Raw genomic sequence first — 19,005 nt, forward strand, 5'->3', positions numbered from 1 at the left:
AAATATTTTTGACAAACTAACAGGCAAACCCGTGTATCCCAAGCTCTGCAACCGGCCTACCCTGCCAGCCTCAAACGCTGGATCGCCCCTATGACCTACCGCTCGAAAGTCGCCTGGATCTTTTTACTGGGCTTCGCCCTGGACCTGGTAAACATGTTTGTCGCCACCGTCGCCTACCCGGATATCGCCCATGAACTGCAGGCTTCGGTCACGCAATTGGCGTGGATCAGCAACGCATACCTGCTCGGCCTGACCCTGATTATTCCGCTGAGCGTCTGGCTCGCCGCAGTGTTGGGCGAGCGGCGCTTGATCGCCGCGAGCCTGGGGCTGTTTGGCATGGCATCGGTGCTGGTAGGCCAGGCCGAGTCGATTCAGGCCCTGATCGGCTGGCGGCTGTTGCAAGGCTTGGGGGGTGGATTGCTGATACCGGTGGGCCAGGCCTTGGCGTACCGACACTTTGCCCCTGGGCAGCGTCACCAGCTGACGGCCCGAGTGATGTCGGTGGCGCTGCTGGTGCCCGCACTCTCCCCGGCGCTGGGCGGCTTGCTGGTGGACACGGTGTCGTGGCGCTGGATCTTCTATGCCAACCTGCCATTGGCCCTCCTGACCCTGCTGCTGGCACTGCTGTGGATAAAACCCGATGTGCCCGCAACCTCGCGACCGGCCCTGGCCTTGGGGAGTCTGTTCAAGCAGATCCGCCACCCGATGCTGCGAGTGGCGATGCTGGTGTATCTGTTTATCCCCGGCGTCTTTATCGGCACCAGCCTGGTCGCCATCCTCTACCTGCGAGGCCTTGGATACGACGCGACACGCACCGGGGCCTTGATGCTGCCGTGGGCACTGGCCTCGGCCCTGGCCATCTACCTGAGCAAGCAGTTGTTCAGCCGGTGCGGGCCCAAGCCATTGCTGCTGGCCGGCATGGCCTTGCAATGCGCCGGCATCCTGCTGCTCAATGCTGCCCAGCCCGCCCTGCTGGTGGGCGCCTATGCCCTGATGGGCCTGGGTGGCAGCCTGTGCAGCAGCACCGCGCAGACCCTGGCCTTTCTGGATATTCCTGCCGAACGCATGGGCCACGCCAGCGCGCTGTGGAATATCAATCGGCAAGTGAGCTTTTGCCTCGGCGCAGCGGCACTCAGCGCCGTGCTTTCGGCCTCGGATTCCTTCACCATGACCTTCTTGATCGCGGCAGCCCTGACACTGCTGCCGTTCTTCGCAGTGCTGAGCCTGGATACCTCCAGGGTTCGCGCACTGCTTCACCCTGCCAGCGAGCCTCAGTGATGATTGATTACAGCGACTTTTTTGAAGAAGTGATCCAGACCCACATCGAGATCGAGCAATGGTTTGCCGGCACAGCCCCCGAAGGCACCCTGCAGAACCTGCTGGCGCGCTTCTCCCCCGAGTTCAGCATGATCGCCCCCGCCACCGGCGCACGGGTGAATGCCGCCGGGGTCCAGGCCCTGTTCACTCGCCTGGGCGGCATGCGGCCCGGATTGAAAATCACCTTGAGTGAACTGACCGGCATCGACCGCCATGCGCGGGGTGCCACGGTGACCTACCGTGAGCATCAGGTTGATCACAGCGCCAGCCAGACGGATCGCCGGGCCACCGTGGTGTTCGAGAAACAGGCCAGCGGCGCACTGCTGTGGCGGCACCTGCATGAGACCTATATCCAGGGCCAATAACCCTCCCCTGCAGGAGCCGGCAGGCGACGTGCCTGATGCCCTGTGTTTAGTTTTGTGCCTGGTTGACGATCACCGTGCAAGTAATCCCCGCCGCCAGCAACACCCCCTCCGGCACTTCATCAATATGAATCCGCACCGGTACCCGTTGGGCCAGGCGTACCCAGTTGAAGGTCGGGTTCACGTCGGCGATCAGTTCGCGGCTCTCGGGGTTGTCGCGGTCGTAGATGCCGCGGGAGATGCTTTCCACATGGCCCTTGAGGGTCTCGCCGCTCATCAGTTGCATATCGGCTTTATCACCGACTTTCACATGGGGCAGCTTGGTCTCTTCGAAAAAGCCGTAAACCCAGAACGAGTTCATATCGACTACGGCCATCTTGGCTTCGCCAATGCGTGCATAGTCGCCGCGATGCACGTTGAGGTTGGTGACATAGCCGTCGACCGCTGACACGACTTGCGTGCGTTTCAAGTTCAGTTCGGCGGCCTCCAGTTGCGCCAGGGCATGTTGGTAGTCGGCCAGGGCCGAGTCGGCGATGTTGCTGGCGTCGTCGCGGTTCTCTTTGGAGATCACCAGGGCGTCGAGGTCGGCGCGGCGGTGGGCGTTGACCTTGCGCATCTCCCAGGTGGCTTTGCGTGAGGCGACCAAAGATTGCGCCTGCTTGACCGCGATGCGGTAGTGCTCGGGGTCGATCTGCATCAGCAGGTCGCCCTTTTTCACCAACTGGTTGTCACGCACCGGCACATCCACCACTTCGCCGGTGACGTCGGCGGCCACGTTGATGATGTCGGCGCGCACCCGGCCATCGCGAGTCCATGGGGTCTGCATGTAATGGACCCACAAGGTGCGGCCAATCCAGATCGCCAGGGCCAGAACCAGCAGGGTTGCGAGCAGGCTGAAAAACTTTTTCATCGGGGCATTCTCAACGGTAGACAGTCAGCGCCATGGCGCCGAAAAGACAGGTGAACAGGCTCAGGCGCAGCAGCGCCGGGTGCCAGAAAAAACGGTACAATTCAAAGCCCGCCAGGAAGCGATCCAGGGCCCAGGCCAGTGCGGCGGCGATAAAAAACATCAGGGTCATGGTCGGCATGTAGATGCCGTGGAACGCGATTTCACGAGGCATGGGCGACTCCGGAAGGCTTGAAGGCAGCCAGGGGCGATTGCGGGTCCAGCAGGGAGGTGCGGATAAAGTGCAGGTAGCTTTTCACCCGGCGCAGGGCCGAGGTGTCGAAGTGCGGGGCGAAGGGTTCGTCGGTGGCCTGCACGCGGCTGATGGCGTGATCGACCGCCACCAGGGCGCGCTCCAGGTTGCTCTGGCTCGGTTGCAAAAACAGCCGCACCAGCGAACGCCCCATGACCCGGATGGCCTGGCGCCAGGGCTGGGATTGAGCGTACGCCGGGTGCACCGGCAGAATCGCCTGTTCCTTGCGCAACTCAATGATCGCGTGACCGACTTCAAGCACCACAAACATCCAGCGCAACAGGTTGCGTTGCACCTGTGGCTGGCCGGCGGCCAGGCCATAGGCCTGGTGCAGCAGGTCGCGGGTGCGGCTTTCAAAACCCGAGGCCAGGCCCTTGAGCTTGCCGCTGATGGCATATACCACTTGCTCACGCAGGTCGCGCTCCAGGCGGCGCCACAGCCAGGGGCTGTTGGGCGGCAGGATAATCGCCCCCGCCGCGGCGCACACCAGCATGCCGATGATCATGGCGATGTAGTCGTTGATAAAGGTGTAGGGGTTGTAGATCGTCAAGTTGTCCGGCACCGAACCGGTACTGAAAAAGATCAGCAGGCCCAGGCCGACCCCGGCGTATTGCGGGCGCGACGAGAGGAACGCACCGAGCACGATCACCGGGGCGAGCATCACGCAGAGCAAGGGAAAGCCGTCGATCCAGGGAAACACGAAGAACATTTCGACAAAGCCCACCACGGCGCCGATCAGCGTCCCGCAGGCCATTTGGAAGGCCATGCGCTTGGGGTTCGGCGTGGCGGCCGACAGGCCCACGGTGGCTGCCGCGATCAGGGTCATGGTCGCGCCGCTGGGCCAGGCGGTGGCCACCCAGTAACTGCCCAGCACCAGCAGAATGAATGACGCGCGAATTCCCGACGCGGCACAGGCCAGCCAGTTGGTTTTCGGCGTGTAGGACTCGTCCCAGTGCTCCCGTGCGTGGCTGTGCTCGGCCAGGGAAGCATGGGTCTGCGCGTAGTTGTGCAGGTCATCGACAAAGCGGTACAGCAGCTCGTAGGCAGTGTGGAAATCCAACTGCTCGGCATCGCACGGGCTGCTCTCCTGGAACATCGCCCGCAGGCTGCGGACCTTGGCCGGCAGGCTCTCCTTGTAGGCCGTCAGTTGGCTCACCAGGCGCGCAGCATCGGGGCTGGTCAGGGCGCGCCCACTGAAACCATCGAGCAGCTCGGCCAAGTCCTGCAGGCCAGGCTTGATCGCGGCCACCACATGGTCGGCAGCATCGCTGCGCAGGCGCTCGAGCAACTGGTGCAGGGCGTTGAAGCGCGTGGTGATGCCCATGAACTCACTGTTCAAGCGACTCAAGCGACCATTGCGCCGGCGCATATGGGGGTCTTCGAATACGGTGACGCTGCGCAGCCCTTCCAGGCCCACGGCTTCGGCGATAAAGCGCACGTTGCTGCTTTCAAAACCTTCACGCTGGCTGCGCCCGCGCAGGCCATCGGTGACGAACAGCGCGAAGGTGCCGAAACGCTGGTACAAGGCGTTGCGCATGGCCGCACTGCTGGTTTGCGGCAGGATCGCGGCACTGACCAGGGTCGCACACAAAATCCCCAGGGAGATTTCCAGCACCCGCCAGACCGCCGCCATAAAGGCGCCGTCCGGGTGGGCGAGCGCCGGCAGGCCGACCATCGCCGCCGTATACCCGGCCAGCACAAAACCATAGGCGCGAAAGTTACGGTTACGGGTGGCACCGGCCGTGCACACGCCGACCCAGATCGCCAGCGCGCCAAGGAACAGCTCGGTGTTTTGCGCAAACAAGGCGATCAACAACACCATCACCGCCGACCCCGCCAGCGTGCCGAGGAAGCGGTAGAAGCTCTTGGCAAACACCTGGCCGCTTTGCGGTTGCATCACGATAAACACGGTGATCATCGCGGTACGCGGTTGCGGCAGTTCCAGGCGCATGGCCAGCCACAGGGTGAGAAACGCGGCGATCAGTACTTTGAAGATATACACCCAGGTCACGCCATCACTGCGCGCCCAGTCGAAAAAGCCACGGCGCCATTCCAGGGAATGCAGCCAACGCAGCGGTGCAGGCAAGGGAGTCATGGGGAACCTGATCAGTGATCGAACACGGCCAAAGCCGCCGGGGTCTTGCTCGGGAGTGTCTTATCGGGTGCCGGAGCATCGCTGCCAGCACCCAGGCCACCGCCCAGGGCTGTCACCAGTTCGGCATGGGCGCTCAAGCGCGCGGCCTGGACCTGTTGCTCGACCTGCTGCTGGCGAAACAGCAGGGTCTGGGCATTGAGTACATTGAGGTAATCGGTCAGCCCGCGCTGATAGGCGATCATCGCGAGGTCATAGGTTTTCTGCGCCGAGGCCACCGATTCGGCGGCGAAGGTTTGCTGCTTGGCCATGGATTCGCGGCGGATCAGTTGGTCGCTGATGCCCTTGAGTGCATTGACCAGGGTCTGGTTGTAGCGGGCCACGGCAATGTCGTAGCCGGCGCTGGCCTCGCCCAATTGCGCACGCAGGCGGCCACCGTCGAAGATCGGCAGGGTGATCGCCGGGCCGACGCTGTAGTTGAGTTTCTTGCCGGTGAGGAACTCCAGCATGCCGCCGCCGGTGGCGACGTAGCCGAGGCTGCCCACCAGGTCGACGTTGGGGTAGAAACCGGCGTGGGCCACGTCAATCCCCCGGGCCTGGGCCGCGACTTGCCAGCGGCTGGCGACCACGTCCGGGCGCTGGCCGAGCAATTGCGCGGGCAGTGCCGAGGGCAATTTCAGCGGCGCACCGAGGGCCAGGGTCGGCCGCTGCAAGGTTGCACCCTCCCCCGGCCCCTTGCCGGCCAAAGCCGCCAGCTGGTTGCGGGTCAGGGCGATCTCTTCGTCGAGGGCGTCCAGTTGCCGATGGGTTTCCGGCAACGGCGTCTGGGCCTGGCTGACTTCAAAGTGCGTGCCGATCCCGCCATCCAGGCGCTTTTGCGCCAGGTCGAGGATCTGCTCTTGCTGGGCCAGGGTGGCGGCGACGATATCGCGCTGGGCGTAATGCAGCGACAGCTGGATATAGGCGCGCACCACGTTGTTCTGCAATTCCAACTGGGCCTGGCGTGCCTGGGCGACACGCCTATGCGCCAGGTCGACGGCGCGCTCGCTGGCATTGCGCTCGCGGCCCCACAGGTCGAGGGCGTAGCTCAAGCCCAGGGCAGCGTTGTTGTCCCAGGTGGTGGAATTGTCCAGCTTGCCGGGGCCGTAGAACTGATCGCTGGGCCAGTTGTGGCGCTTGAGGGTGGCATCCCCGTTGATCTGCACGGCCTCGGCCGACTCGGCCAACCCGGCCATGGCCCGCGCTTCACGCACCCGGGCGGCGGCTTCGGCCATGCTTGGGCTGCCTTGTACGGCGAGGTCGATCCACCGATTGAGTTGCGGGTCGCCATAGGCCTGCCACCACTGGCTGGTCGGCCAGTGGGCATCCCGGGCGGCGCTCTGGATCGCGTCGTCGGTGGCCAGGGTATTGGCGGCGAGGTGCTTGCCTTGGGGGGCAATTCCTCCGGTTCCGATGCAGCCGCTGATTGCTAACGATAAAGCCCAAACACTGAGAGTCTTCAGCTCTCTGCTGATGCGACGCGGCACTGCTGCGAATTCCTGAGGTGGTGTTGCGGGGACGGTGCGGCAATTCTAGGGGGCACGGGGAATGGCGATAAGGTGGGATTCCTGTGAATCTTTATTACCGTTCAGGCGATAATCCATTGGTCGGGCTCACTCGCCCCCGTAACTTCGTGTCACAATTTGCCATCTCCCTTGAGAGCACCCCATGGACACTTTGCAAAACATGCGCGCCTTCAGTTGTGTCGCCGAGGCCGGCAGCTTCACCGCCGCCGCCGTACAACTGGACACCACCACGGCCAACGTCTCGCGCGCGGTCTCCAATCTGGAGGCCCATCTGCAAACCCGCTTGCTCAACCGCACCACCCGCCGCATCGCCCTGACCGAAGCCGGCAAGCGCTATTTATTGCGCTGTGAGCAAATTCTCGCCTATGTCGAGGAGGCCGAGGCCGAAGCCAGCGACGCCCATGCACGCCCCGCCGGGCAGCTCAAAGTGCACACCATGACCGGCATCGGCCAGCATTTCGTGATCGACGCGATTGCCCGCTACCGCCGCACCCACCCCGACGTGACCTTCGACCTGACCCTGGCCAACCGCGTGCCCGACCTGCTGGACGAGGGCTACGACGTGTCCATCGTGCTCGCCAGCGAGCTGCCGGACTCGGGGTTTGTCTCCCAACGCCTGGGGATCACCTACAGCATCGTCTGTGCCTCGCCGGCCTACGTCAAAGCCAACGGCTGCGCGCAGCGGCCCAGTGACCTGCTCAACCATGCCTGCCTGCGCCTGGTCAGCCCGGTGATCCAGTTGGACAAATGGGCCTTCAACGGCCCGGACGGCCAGGAAAGCGTGAGCATCAACAGCTCGCCGTTCCTGGTGAACTCCGCCGACGCGATGAAGACCGCGATCATCAGCGGCATGGGCGTCGGCCTGCTGCCGGTGTACGCGGCCATCGAAGGCCTGCGTAACGGCACCCTGGTACGGATGATGCCGAATTACCGCTCCCAGGAGCTGAACCTGTACGCCATCTACCCGTCGCGCCAGTACCTGGATGCGAAGATCAAAACCTGGGTGGAATACCTGCGCGGCTCGTTGCCGGAGATCCTCGCGGCGCACCAGGCGGAACTGGTTGCGTATGAACTGAGTGGCAGTTTGGGTGGGGTGCGGCTGGGTAGCTGACCTGCCGTCATCGCAGGCAAGCCAGCCTCCCACATTTTGCCCTGTGCCCACAGAGGTCTAGCGGTGTCCTGACATTCGCAGCGAGGAATGTTAGCGTGCTTGGCATTCTTCCCTGTCGATGAGCCTCACTTGCGATGAAAAAGACTGTCCTCGCCTTCAGCCGTGTCACCCCCGCGATGATCGAACGCCTACAACAGGACTTCGAGGTCATCGTCCCCAACCCCAAGCAGGGTGATATCAACGCGCAGTTCACTGAAGCCCTGCCCCACGCCCACGGCCTGATCGGCGTCGGCCGCAAGCTCGGGCGGGCGCAGCTCGAAGGGGCGAGCAAGCTGGAAGTGGTGTCCAGTGTCTCCGTGGGTTACGACAACTACGACGTGGACTACTTCAACGAACGCGGGATCATGCTCACCAACACCCCCGATGTGCTGACCGAAAGCACCGCCGACCTGGCCTTCGCCCTGCTGATGAGCAGCGCCCGCCGCGTGGCCGAGCTGGACGCCTGGACCAAGGCCGGGCAGTGGAAAGCCAGCGTCGGCGCGCCGTTGTTTGGCTGTGATGTACACGGCAAGACCCTGGGTATCATCGGCATGGGCAATATCGGCGCGGCCATCGCCCGCCGTGGGCGCCTGGGCTTCAATATGCCGATTATCTACAGCGGCAACAGCCGCAAGACCGCGCTGGAACAGGAACTGGGCGCGCAGATGCGCAGCCTGGACCAGTTGCTGACCGAGGCGGATTTTGTGTGCCTGGTGGTGCCGTTGAGTGAAAAGACCCAGCACCTGATCAGCCATCGCGAGTTGGGCCTGATGAAATCCAGCGCGATCCTGGTGAACATTTCCCGAGGCCCGGTGGTGGACGAGCCGGCACTGATCGAAGCCCTGCAAACCCAGCGCATTCGCGGCGCCGGGCTGGATGTGTATGAGCGCGAGCCCCTGGCCGAGTCGCCGCTGTTCCAACTGAGCAATGCAGTGACCTTGCCGCATATCGGTTCGGCCACCCATGAAACCCGTGAAGCCATGGCCAACCGTGCCCTGGACAACCTGCGCAGCGCCCTGCTGGGCCAGCGCCCGCAGGATCTGGTGAACCCGCAGGTGTGGAAAGGCTGATCGGCATTGTAGGAGCTGGCAAGCCAGCCCCTACAGTTTTTGGCGCGAACGTCGATAACCCGCTATAGATTGTTATCGCTGATCCACAGAAGGTTTTTATGTCCACCACCAAAGCCCGCGCAGATTCACTCTCGCTTCTGCTCTTTACCTTGCGCAGCGGCAAGCTGATGGCCATCAACCTGCTGAAAGTCAGCGAAATCATTCCCTGCCCGCCGCTGACCAAGCTGCCGGAGTCCCACCCGCACGTCAAAGGCATCGCCACCCTGCGTGGCGCGGCCTTGTCAGTGATCGACCTCAGCCGGGCGCTGGGCGAAATGCCCCTGCAAGACCCCGACGGCGGTTGCCTGATCGTCACTGATGTCAGCCGCTCCAAGCAGGGCCTGCATGTGCAGGCGGTGAGCCGGATCGTGCATTGCCTGACCACCGATATCCGTCCGCCGCCCTTTGGTTCCGGCGGCACGCGCTCGTTTATCACCGGCGTGACCCAGGTCGACGGGGTGCTGGTGCAGGTGCTGGACATCGAAAAAGTCATCCACGCCATCGCCCCCGCGCAGATCGAAGTGGCACCGACCGACCTGACCATGGAAGAAGCCGAAGTGCTCGGCCATGCGCGCATCCTGGTGGTGGACGACAGCCAGGTGGCCCTGCAGCAATCGGTGCACACCCTGCGCAACCTCGGCCTGACCTGCCACACCGCTCGCAGTGCCAAAGAGGCCATCGACGTGCTGCTGGAACTGCAAGGCAGCGCCGGGCAGATCAATGTGGTGGTGTCTGACATCGAAATGTCGGAAATGGACGGCTACGCCCTCACCCGCACCCTGCGCGAAACCCCGGATTTCCAGGATTTGTACGTGCTGTTGCACACCTCCCTGGACAGCGCGATGAACAGCGAAAAAGCCCGCCTGGCCGGTGCCGACTCGGTGCTGACCAAGTTCTCGTCACCCGAGCTGACCAAATGCCTGGTGGTTGCGGCCCAGACCGTGGCGCAAAAAGGCCTGTAAACCGTGACAGCGTATTACCAACTGCTGCGCCGCGACCTCACCACCAGCCTGCCCGCGCCGCAATGGCCGGCCGGCATCCGCCTGGACCATTACCGCGACGAACTGGCCCCGGCGATTCATGCGGTGTTACGCATGACCCAGGAACAGGGCGGCGGCCATGTCGCCAACCTGGACACCTGGCAGCAGCAGTTCATCAGCAACGCAGAGTTCGACCCCAGGCTGTGCCTGGTGGTCAGCAACGCCGAAGGCATTCTTGGCGTGGCCCAATGCTGGACCAGTGCCTTTATCAAGAATCTCGCCATTCACCCCTGTGCCCAGGGCCAGGGGCTGGGTCGCGCCTTGTTGCTGCACAGCTTCCAGGTGTTCAAGCAACGCGGCGAGCCCTATGTGGACCTCAAGGTGCTGGAGAGCAATCTGCGCGCACGCCAGCTGTATGAAAGTGCGGGCATGGTGTTTGTGCTGCGCGACGTGGTCAGCGACGACTGACCGGCACTGGCGCATAACTTGCTTCCAGAGTCTCTGAACGGCGGATAGAGGTAAAAACCCGTCACCGTCCAAGAGCGCCCTCTGACCTGGCCTGGTAGCAGATCTTCCATGAATACCCATTTTTCCTGCGTTGGTTGCGGCAAATGCTGCACCGACCATCATGTCCCCCTGACACTCGACGAAGCCCGCCAGTGGGCGGCGGACGGCGGCAATGTCATCGTCCTGGTGGAAGGCTTCCTGGGCAATGGCCTGGGCCTGCCGCTGCAACAACGCGAGCATGCCGAACGGCGTTCGGTGGTGGTGCCCAGCGGCACGACCGAGGCGTTTGTGGCCATTACTTTTGCCGCCTACAACGCGGGGCCCTGCCGGAATCTTGACGAAGACAACCGCTGCGGCATCTATGAGCGGCGGCCACTGGTCTGTCGTATCTACCCGATGGAGATCAACCCGCATATCCCGCTGAACCCGGCCGCCAAGGATTGCCCGCCGCACTCCTGGGAACAGGGCCCGGCGCTGATCGTCGGGGGTGAACTGGTGGACCCTGAACTGGCGGAGCTGATCCGCCGCTCACGCCAGGCCGACCGTGACGACGTGCAGACCAAGGAGGCGGTTTGCGCCCTGCTGGGGATTCGCACCACGGCGCTCAAGGGCGATGGCTTTACCGCGTACCTGCCGGATATGGGCGCGTTTGCCCAGGCCATTGAATTGGCGGTGGAACAACCGGCCATGGCCAATGAGTGGGTGTTTCATGTGTCCGGTATGGACATCGCCGAACAATTGCTGGATGCCGGGGCACAGATCGCCACCGAGGTGCCGGCCAACTATGCGTTTATCTCGCTGCGCGCTGCCTGAGGCGCGTCAAATGGGGTTGGGGCTGTACTGTGGCGAGGGAGCTTGCTCCCGTTGGACTGGGTAGCAGTCCCATTTTAGGGCCGCTTCGCGCCCCAACGGGAGCAAGCTCCCTCGCCACAGGTTATTGATTGCCCTGCACCCTCTCTGAACTGAAGGGCATCAGGGCTTGCCACAGCCACAACCTAGTGGCGTTTGCCCCAGAACTCTTCTGCCAGCCGCCGCAGATCTTCCGCCAGGGCCGCCACGTCGCCCGAGCTGAGCTGGCTCTGCTGGCCGGCAGTGACGGTGGCTTCGCCGGCATTGCGGATGCCGACAATATTGCGATTGATGTCTTCGCTGACCGCGCTCTGTTCTTCCACTGCAGTGGCAATCTGCACACTCATGGCGGTGATCTGGTTGACCCGCTGGCTGATGCCATCCAGGGCCGATGCGGCGCGCTGGGCGTGATCGACGCTGGCTTCGACATGCTGGCTGCTCTGTTCCATGGCCATCACCGCATCCCGGGCGCCGCCCTGCAGGGTGCTGATCATGCGCTGGATTTCATTGGTCGATTGCTGGGTACGTTGTGCCAGGCCGCGCACTTCGTCGGCCACCACCGCAAAACCACGGCCCTGTTCGCCCGCTCGCGCTGCCTCGATGGCCGCGTTGAGGGCCAGCAGGTTGGTCTGCTCGGCAATCGCCCGGATCACCTCCAGCACACCGGAAATATCACCGCTATGGCTTTCCAGTTGATGGATCACCGTGGTGGCCCTGGCCAGTTCCTGGGACAGACGCAGCACCGCATCGCGGCTTTCGTCCACTCGCTGATGACCTTCGCGGGTCTCGCTGCCGGCCTGGTCGGCGGCTTTCGAAGCCTGCTGGGCATGGTTGGCGACTTGCGCCACGCTGGCCGCCATCTCATGGATGGCGGTGGCCACCTGGTCGGTCTGGCTCTGCTGGCCCAGGGTGCTGCTGTGGCTGCTGTCCAGTTGCTCGACCAGGGCGGCGGCGTGCCCGGACAAACGCTGCGATGCATCGCCAATCCGGCCGACCACCGCGCCCACCTGGGCTTCAAGCATCTGCATGGCAAATTCGATTTGCCCCAGCTCATCCGCACGCTCGGTATAGATCGCCTGGCTGACGGGGTTATCGGCGATCCGCCGCGCCCGCTCGCTCAGTTGCCGCAGGGGGCGCAACAACAGGTTGACGCCTAATATCCCCACCGCGCCCACCGCCGCCAGGCCCAGCACTTGCACCGCCCACGGATAGCTCGCCAAGCCGACCCCAGCCCCCCAGGTCAAGGCGCATGTCGCGCCGGTGACCAGCGACAACTTCAAGGGCATCTCCAGCACCGGCCGCATGCGCCGAGTGCCCGTGCGCAGACGGGCATACACGCGCTCAGCTGCCATCACCCGCCGCGCATCGGGCCGGGTCCGCACCGACTGGTACTCCACCGCCACGCCGTCGCGGGTGACCGGCGAGGCATAGGCACTGACCCAGTAGTGATCGCCGTTCTTGCAGCGATTCTTCACCATGCCCATCCACGAGCGACCGCTTTTGAGGGTCTGCCACATATGGGCAAAGGCCGCCGACGGCATGTCCGGATGGCGCAGCAGATTATGTGGCGCACCCAGCAGCTCCTCGCGGCTGTAGCCGCTGACGTCGATAAAGTCCTGGTTGGCGTAGGTAATCGAACTGCCGAGGTCGGTGGTCGAGAGAATGTTGGCATCTTGGGCAATGTCCACATTTCGACCCGTGACCGGGAGATTGATCTTCATGGAAAGCGCGCTCGGGGGTTATTGGGGGAGTCGGCAGGGGCACCGACTCTAAGCGCACCGGTTGAGCAAATACTGATCCAGCTCATGTTCCACGCATTTAGTTGCCCGGCGCCAGCGCCTGCGGCTCGTGGTACTCCTCAATCAGGGCGACACAGTCCAGCGCCACCCGTGCGCTGCGCGGCAACCTGCGCACGGCCAGTACGCTGCGGGCGGGCAAGCGGCTACGGGCGAAGTAGCCCAGGTACACCTCATTGACCAGGGCCAGGTCATCCAGGTCGGCCAGCATCAAGGTGCACTTGACCACCCGATCCAACGACGAATGATGACGCTCCAACAGGTCGTGCAGGTTCTTCATCACCTGCTTCATCTGCGCGCCCGTCCCGCCTTTCACCGGATTGCCGCGAATATCCAGCCCCGAGATACTGGAGATGTACAACGTGTCGCCGACCCGCACCGCCTCGGAAAAAGGCAGCGTCAGCTCGCTGGGGTAAAAGCGCGGCCCATCGCCCGGTTGCGCCGCTGCAATGTCGAGCTCCTCCTGCAGATACCCACGCAGAATGCGCTGGTGCTCGCCGCTCTGCTTGAGCTGCTCCAGCGCCCGGTTAAGGTCACTGCGCAATTCGCGATCGGACTTGCGCACGCCGATGGCCACGGCAGTGCCCATCTGTTGGCCGGTGATCGGCGGGCCGACGAAATCGAAAGGTTGCCCCTGCTCGGTGTCGAGCAGCTCCTGGCGAATTTCGGCTGTACCTTGCAGGGTCGCGTCAATATCACCGGCCACCAGGCTGCGGATCAACTGGTCATTGAGCCAGAAGCTCTTGATGATCACCCCGGCCGGCGCCCATTGCGCCAGGGCGAACGCTTCGCGATTGCTGCCGGTCAACACCCCCACGCGCTTGCCCTTGAGGGCGCGTACCGTGGGCATCAGCCCGGAATAACGGCGCGCCACCAAGTGCGTGGTCAGGGGATACAAATCGTCGGTGAAGTCGATCAACTGCCGGCGTTGTGGGGTAGAAGCCATGCCCATGATTGCGTCGAAACGCCGGCTTTCAAGGGCTGCGATGCTATGGGTGAAGACTTGATCGACCCAGATGCAGCGAACATCGAGTTGCGCGCACAAGGCATTGCCCAGTTCGATGTTCAAGCCGACCAACTGCCCTTGGGCGTTGCGGCTTTCATAGGGAGGAAACAGAGGGGAAATCGCGAAGCGGATCTCGCTGCGCGGCGCCGCGGCGGCCACCGGCCCTATCAGAAAGGCGCCCGACAGTAGCGCCCCAATGGATAAAACAAAGATCTTTGCCCAAGCCATGAAGACATCCCTTTCTTGAAAATCCCACTCCTTCACCCCGTGCTGCCAACCAGGCGCGGCGAAGGGGTATCGAGCAAGCTTTCAAGAAAAGGTCATGGGCCGACAAGGCGAAAAGTCAGCAATGGCTGTAGGCAGTCAGCGCTTGCCCATCGAACGACGGGTACCGGGCGGCGCCATGCCGGGGGTCTTGGTGTGGCCGTTCTTCGCGCCGTTTTTGTACCACGGCTGATTGCTATCTTTCGCCCCGGCCAGCTCACCCGGCTTGAAGGGGAATTTGAACGCCGGGATCACCGGCTTGGCTTCACTGTCGAGGCTGTCTGGATCAGCGAGTTCGGCGCTTTCAACAGGCGGTTGTGTCGGGGAATTCATGGAAGCTCCGGAGCGTGCAAAAAATGACGCGGGCCCGACTTGCGGGCCACGCTGGCGCGCAGTATACCTGCGCGCCCTGGTTCTTTAACCACTGCCCGTACGAATGGTCGACCTTTGCTGACAGCCCTGTCAGTTACCGGTCACTTTGCTGACCGGGTTTGCAGGCTATAAAGAGCCTACGCTCCTCCCTTTCCCTGTCCGGACGCCGCGAGACCATGCCCATTCAACGCAAAACCACCGTGATTGTGCTCGCCGTCGTAGCCCTGGCGGTCGTGGCCTGGGTGGCGACCCGGCCGGCCAAGACCAAGCTGTCGGCTTCCAGCGCAATCCCGGTAAGGGTGGTCAGTGTCGCGCAGCAGGATATCCCACGGTTTGTCAGCGGTATCGGCTCGGTACTGTCGCTGCATAGCGTGGTGATCCGCCCGCAGGTCGACGGCATTCTCACCCAGTTGATGGTCAAGGAGGGACAACGGGTCAAGGCCGGCGACCTGCTGGCGAGCATTGATGACCGGGCGATCCGCGCCAGCCTTGACCAGGCCAAGGCCCAGTTGGGCGAAAGCCAGGCGCAGTTGCAGGTGGCACAGGTCAATCTCAAGCGCTACAAAGAGCTGAGCATCGACGACGGCGTGTCGAAGCAGACTTACGACCAGCAGCAAGCCCTGGTCAACCAGCTCAAGGCCACGGCCCTGGGTAACCAGGCGGCAATTGATGCGGCCCAGGTGCAGCTTTCCTACACACAGATTCGCTCCCCCGTCAGCGGTCGGGTGGGGATTCGCAATGTGGATAAAGGCAACTTCCTGCGTACCAGCGATGCCCAGGGCCTGTTCTCGGTGACGCAGATCGACCCGATCGCCGTGGAATTTTCCCTGCCGCAACAGATGCTGCCGACCCTGCAGGGCCTGATCGCCGCGCAACACCCGGCCAGTGTCGATGCGTTCCTCGGCGCCGACACCGACAGCCCGGCCGCCATCCTGCTCGGCGAAGGCCGCCTGAGCCTGATTGATAACCAGATCAGCGCCACCACCGGCACCATCCGCGCCAAGGCCGAATTCAGCAATGCCACGCAAAAACTGTGGCCGGGGCAACTGGTCACGGTGAAGATCCAGACCGCCCTCGACAAGGCGGCCCTAGTGGTGCCGCCGACCGTGGTCCAGCGCGGCCTGGACTCGCACTTCGTGTACCGCGTCAATGGCGACAAGGTGGACGTGGTGCCGGTACATGTGACCTACCAGAACAGCGACCTGACAATTGTCACCGGTGTGCAGGCCGGTGATGTGCTGGTCAGCGACGGCCAGTCGCGCCTCAAGGCCGGTGCCCAGGTGGAGGTGCTCAAGGAGCCGCCGCAAGTGATCCAGGCCGCCCAGGCGCAGGCCCGGCCATGAAGGGCCGTGGTTCAGTATCGGCCTGGTGCGTCGACCATCCGGTCGCCACCCTGCTGCTGACCTTTGCCCTGGTGCTGCTGGGCTTGATCGCCTTTCCGCGCCTGCCCGTCGCGCCATTGCCGGAGGCGGAGTTCCCGACGATCCAGGTCACCGCCCAACTGCCCGGCGCCAGCCCCGACACCATGGCCTCGTCGGTGGCCACGCCCCTGGAAGTGCAATTCAGTGCCATCCCCGGCATGACCCAGATGACCTCCAGCAGCGCCCTGGGCTCCAGCCTGTTGACCCTGCAATTCACCCTCGACAAGAGCATCGACACCGCCGCCCAGGAAGTGCAGGCGGCGATCAACACGGCGGCCGGCAAATTGCCCAGCGATATGCCCAACCTGCCGACCTGGCGCAAGGTCAACCCGGCGGACAGCCCGGTGCTGATCCTCAGTATCAGCTCCAACAATATGCCCGGCACCGAACTGAGCGACTACGTGGAGACCCTGCTGGCCCGGCAGATCAGCCAGATCGACGGCGTCGGCCAGATCAGCATCACCGGCCAGCAACGCCCGGCAATCCGGGTACAGGCCTCGCCGGACAAACTCGCCGCCATCGGCCTGACCCTGGCCGATATCCGCCTGGTGCTGCAGCAGTCGAGCCTGAACCTGGCCAAGGGCGCGCTGTATGGGCGCGACAGCGTATCGACGCTGTCGACCAACGATCAGCTGTTTCATCCTGAGGAATACGGCGAGCTGATTGTTTCCTACAAGGACGGCGCGCCGGTGCAGTTGCGCGACGTGGCACGGGTGATCAACGGTTCGGAAAACGCCTACGTGCAGGCCTGGTCCGGTGATACACCGGGGGTCAACCTGGTGATTTTCCGCCAGCCGGGGGCCAATATCGTCGACACCGTGGACCGCATCCAGGCCGAGCTGCCGCGCTTGCAGGCGATGCTGCCGGCGTCGGTGGAAGTCAGCTCGCTGTCGGATCGCACCAAGACCATTCGTGCCTCGCTGCATGAAGTGGAAATCACCCTGTTGATCGCGGTGTTGCTGGTGGTGGCGGTGATGGCGCTGTTCCTGCGCCAGTGGTCGGCAACCCTGATTGTCTCCAGTGTGCTGGGGGTGTCGCTGGTGGCCACTTTTGCCCTGATGTATGTGATGGGCTTCAGTTTGAACAACCTGACCCTGGTGGCCATCGTGATTGCCGTGGGTTTTGTGGTGGACGATGCGATTGTGGTGGTGGAGAACATCCACCGTCACCTTGAGGCGGGCCTGGACAAGCGCGAAGCGGCGATCAAGGGCGCCGGCGAGATAGGTTTTACCGTGGTGTCGATCAGCTTTTCGCTGGTGGCCGCGTTTATCCCGCTGCTGTTCATGGGCGGCGTGGTCGGGCGCCTGTTCAAGGAATTTGCCCTGACCGCGACCTCGACCATCCTGATTTCGGTGGTGGTGTCCCTGACCCTGGCGCCGATGCTGGCCGGGCAGTTTATGCGCGCCCCCGCCCACCCTCCCCACGACAAACCGGGCTTTGGCGAACGCCTGCTGGCCGGTTACGCGAGGAACCTGCGCCGGGCCCTGGCCCATCCGCGCACGATGCTCGGCATCTTCACTGTGACCCTGGGCCTGGCCGTGGCCGGCTACGTGTTTATCCCCAAGGGCTTTTTCCCGGTACAAGACACCGGTTTTATTCTTGGCACCAGCGAGGCAGCGGCCGATGTGTCCTACCCGGACATGGTGGCCAAGCACCAGGCCCTGGCCGAAATCATCAAGGCCGACCCGGCGGTGGAAAACTTCTCCCACTCGGTGGGTGTGACCGGCAGTAACCAGACCATCGCCAACGGCCGCTTCTGGATTGCCCTGAAGGATCGCGGTGATCGCGATGTGTCGGCCAGCCAGTTTATCGACCGGATCCGCGCCAAACTGGCCCGGGTACCGGGGATCGTGCTGTACCTGCGCGCCGGCCAGGACATCAACCTCAGCTCCGGGCCCAGCCGCAGCCAGTACCAGTACGTGCTCAAGAGCAACGACGGCGCGACCCTGAACACCTGGACCCAGCGCCTGACCGAAAAACTGCGCACCAACCCGGCCTTCCGCGATCTGTCCAACGACCTGCAACTGGGCGGCAGCATCACCCACATCAGCATCGACCGCCAGGCCGCCGCGCGTTTCGGCCTGACCGCCACCGATGTCGACCAGGCGCTGTACGATGCGTTCGGCCAGCGCCAGGTCAATGAATTCCAGACCGAGACCAACCAGTACCAGGTGGTGCTGGAACTGGACAGCCAGCAACGGGGCAAGGCCGAGAGCCTGAACTACTTCTACCTGCGCTCGCCCCTCAGCGGTGAAATGGTGCCATTGTCGGCACTGGCCAAGGTCGACCCGCCGACGGTCGGGCCGTTGTCCATCAGCCACGACGGCATGTTCCCGGCGGCCAACCTGTCGTTCAACCTCGCACCGGGCGTGGCCCTGGGCGACGCCGTGATCATGCTCGACCAGGCCAAGAACGAGATCGGCATGCCGAGCACCCTCATTGGCAATTTCCAGGGCGCGGCCCAGGCGTTCCAGAGTTCATTGGCCAGCCAGCCGTGGCTGATCCTCGCGGCGCTGGTGGCGGTCTATATCATCCTCGGCGTGCTGTATGAGAGCTTCGTGCATCCGCTGACCATCATCTCGACCCTGCCCTCGGCCGGCCTGGGTGCGTTGATCATGCTGTGGCTGCTGGGCCAGGACTTTTCCATCATGGCCTTGATCGGCCTGGTGCTGTTGATCGGCATCGTCAAGAAAAACGGCATCCTGATGATCGACTTTGCCCTCGAAGCGCAACGGGTTCGTGGGCTGGCACCGGCGGATGCGATTTATGAAGCCTGTGTCACTCGTTTTCGACCGATCATCATGACCACCCTCGCCGCGCTGCTGGGCGCAGTACCGCTGATGCTCGGCGCAGGCCCCGGCGCGGAGCTGCGCCAACCCCTGGGCATCGCGGTGGTCGGCGGGTTGCTGGTGAGCCAGGCGCTGACGCTGTTCACCACGCCGGTCATATACTTGTACCTTGAGAAGCTGTTCCACAGACCCACTCCGGCCCTCGGGCTGGCGACCACACATTGAGG

The 19,005-nt window shown here is 63.5% G+C and carries 16 protein-coding genes; 9 read left to right on the forward strand and 7 right to left on the reverse strand.

Annotated features, from left to right (window positions below):
• The first annotated feature begins 90 nt into the window (after positions 1-90).
• Positions 91-1,278, forward strand: coding sequence for an MFS transporter (locus tag HBR93_RS01710; RefSeq protein WP_169959736.1), 1,188 nt, complete (start codon positions 91-93; stop codon positions 1,276-1,278).
• Entirely contained in the window at positions 1,278-1,682 is a 405-nt protein-coding gene (locus HBR93_RS01715) for a hypothetical protein (RefSeq protein ID WP_057438390.1), read from the forward strand. The genes HBR93_RS01710 and HBR93_RS01715 overlap by 1 nt, the downstream gene beginning before the upstream one ends.
• A gap of 46 nt (positions 1,683-1,728) precedes the next feature.
• On the opposite strand, the gene HBR93_RS01720 is transcribed toward HBR93_RS01715, so the two are convergent.
• Genes HBR93_RS01720 through HBR93_RS01735 form a run of 4 tightly spaced genes read right to left on the reverse strand, consistent with a single transcriptional unit; the run spans position 1,729 to position 6,496 of the window.
• The gene (locus tag HBR93_RS01720) at positions 1,729-2,589 is read right to left on the reverse strand and encodes an HlyD family secretion protein (RefSeq protein ID WP_057438208.1); all 861 of its coding nucleotides are present in this window, start codon (positions 2,587-2,589) and stop codon (positions 1,729-1,731) included.
• Between the two features lie 10 nt (positions 2,590-2,599).
• Complete coding sequence (locus HBR93_RS01725) at positions 2,600-2,800, reverse strand: DUF1656 domain-containing protein (protein WP_169959737.1); 201 nt, start codon at positions 2,798-2,800, stop codon at positions 2,600-2,602.
• Positions 2,790-4,973 carry an FUSC family protein gene (locus HBR93_RS01730; RefSeq protein ID WP_169959738.1) on the reverse strand — a complete coding sequence of 728 codons (2,184 nt, stop codon included), beginning with the start codon at positions 4,971-4,973 and terminating at the stop codon, positions 2,790-2,792. Before HBR93_RS01730 ends, HBR93_RS01725 begins: the two co-directional genes overlap by 11 nt.
• A gap of 11 nt (positions 4,974-4,984) precedes the next feature.
• Positions 4,985-6,496, reverse strand: coding sequence for an efflux transporter outer membrane subunit (locus HBR93_RS01735; RefSeq protein WP_169959739.1), 1,512 nt, complete (start codon positions 6,494-6,496; stop codon positions 4,985-4,987).
• 181 nt (positions 6,497-6,677) lie between these two features.
• Between HBR93_RS01735 and HBR93_RS01740 the strand changes: the two genes are divergently transcribed.
• From HBR93_RS01740 to HBR93_RS01760, 5 genes are all read left to right on the forward strand, one after another.
• Positions 6,678-7,646 carry a LysR family transcriptional regulator gene (locus HBR93_RS01740; protein ID WP_057958518.1) on the forward strand — a complete coding sequence of 323 codons (969 nt, stop codon included), beginning with the start codon at positions 6,678-6,680 and terminating at the stop codon, positions 7,644-7,646.
• A 134-nt stretch (positions 7,647-7,780) separates the two neighbouring features.
• The gene (locus HBR93_RS01745) at positions 7,781-8,755 is read left to right on the forward strand and encodes a D-glycerate dehydrogenase (RefSeq protein ID WP_057438204.1); all 975 of its coding nucleotides are present in this window, start codon (positions 7,781-7,783) and stop codon (positions 8,753-8,755) included.
• A 98-nt stretch (positions 8,756-8,853) separates the two neighbouring features.
• Entirely contained in the window at positions 8,854-9,756 is a 903-nt protein-coding gene (locus HBR93_RS01750) for a chemotaxis protein (RefSeq protein ID WP_057438202.1), read from the forward strand.
• Positions 9,757-9,759: 3 nt separating this feature from the next.
• Positions 9,760-10,242 (forward strand): GNAT family N-acetyltransferase, encoded by a 483-nt coding sequence (locus HBR93_RS01755; protein WP_057438199.1) that lies wholly within the window; start codon positions 9,760-9,762, stop codon positions 10,240-10,242.
• Between the two features lie 108 nt (positions 10,243-10,350).
• A complete protein-coding gene (locus HBR93_RS01760) occupies positions 10,351-11,094 on the forward strand; it encodes a YkgJ family cysteine cluster protein (RefSeq protein ID WP_057958515.1) in 744 nt (247 codons plus the stop codon).
• Positions 11,095-11,276: 182 nt separating this feature from the next.
• Here the strand turns inward: HBR93_RS01760 and HBR93_RS01765 are convergent, their stop codons facing one another.
• The 3 genes from HBR93_RS01765 to HBR93_RS01775 form a co-directional block, all read right to left on the reverse strand.
• Complete coding sequence (locus HBR93_RS01765; RefSeq protein WP_169959740.1) at positions 11,277-12,851, reverse strand: PAS domain-containing methyl-accepting chemotaxis protein; 1,575 nt, start codon at positions 12,849-12,851, stop codon at positions 11,277-11,279.
• A gap of 97 nt (positions 12,852-12,948) precedes the next feature.
• Positions 12,949-14,160: a transporter substrate-binding domain-containing protein gene (locus HBR93_RS01770; protein WP_169959741.1), complete on the reverse strand. Its 1,212-nt coding sequence runs from the start codon at positions 14,158-14,160 to the stop codon at positions 12,949-12,951.
• Between the two features lie 135 nt (positions 14,161-14,295).
• Positions 14,296-14,529 carry a hypothetical protein gene (locus HBR93_RS01775; protein WP_057438192.1) on the reverse strand — a complete coding sequence of 78 codons (234 nt, stop codon included), beginning with the start codon at positions 14,527-14,529 and terminating at the stop codon, positions 14,296-14,298.
• 215 nt (positions 14,530-14,744) lie between these two features.
• On the opposite strand from HBR93_RS01775, the gene HBR93_RS01780 reads away from it, so the two are divergent.
• A complete protein-coding gene (locus HBR93_RS01780) occupies positions 14,745-15,911 on the forward strand; it encodes an efflux RND transporter periplasmic adaptor subunit (protein ID WP_169959742.1) in 1,167 nt (388 codons plus the stop codon).
• Positions 15,908-19,003: a multidrug efflux RND transporter permease subunit gene (locus tag HBR93_RS01785; protein WP_057958511.1), complete on the forward strand. Its 3,096-nt coding sequence runs from the start codon at positions 15,908-15,910 to the stop codon at positions 19,001-19,003. The genes HBR93_RS01780 and HBR93_RS01785 overlap by 4 nt, the downstream gene beginning before the upstream one ends.
• Positions 19,004-19,005: the final 2 nt, after the last annotated feature.

Source organism: Pseudomonas sp. WS 5411 (genome assembly GCF_012985595.1).
Lineage (GTDB): Bacteria > Pseudomonadota > Gammaproteobacteria > Pseudomonadales > Pseudomonadaceae > Aquipseudomonas > Aquipseudomonas shahriarae.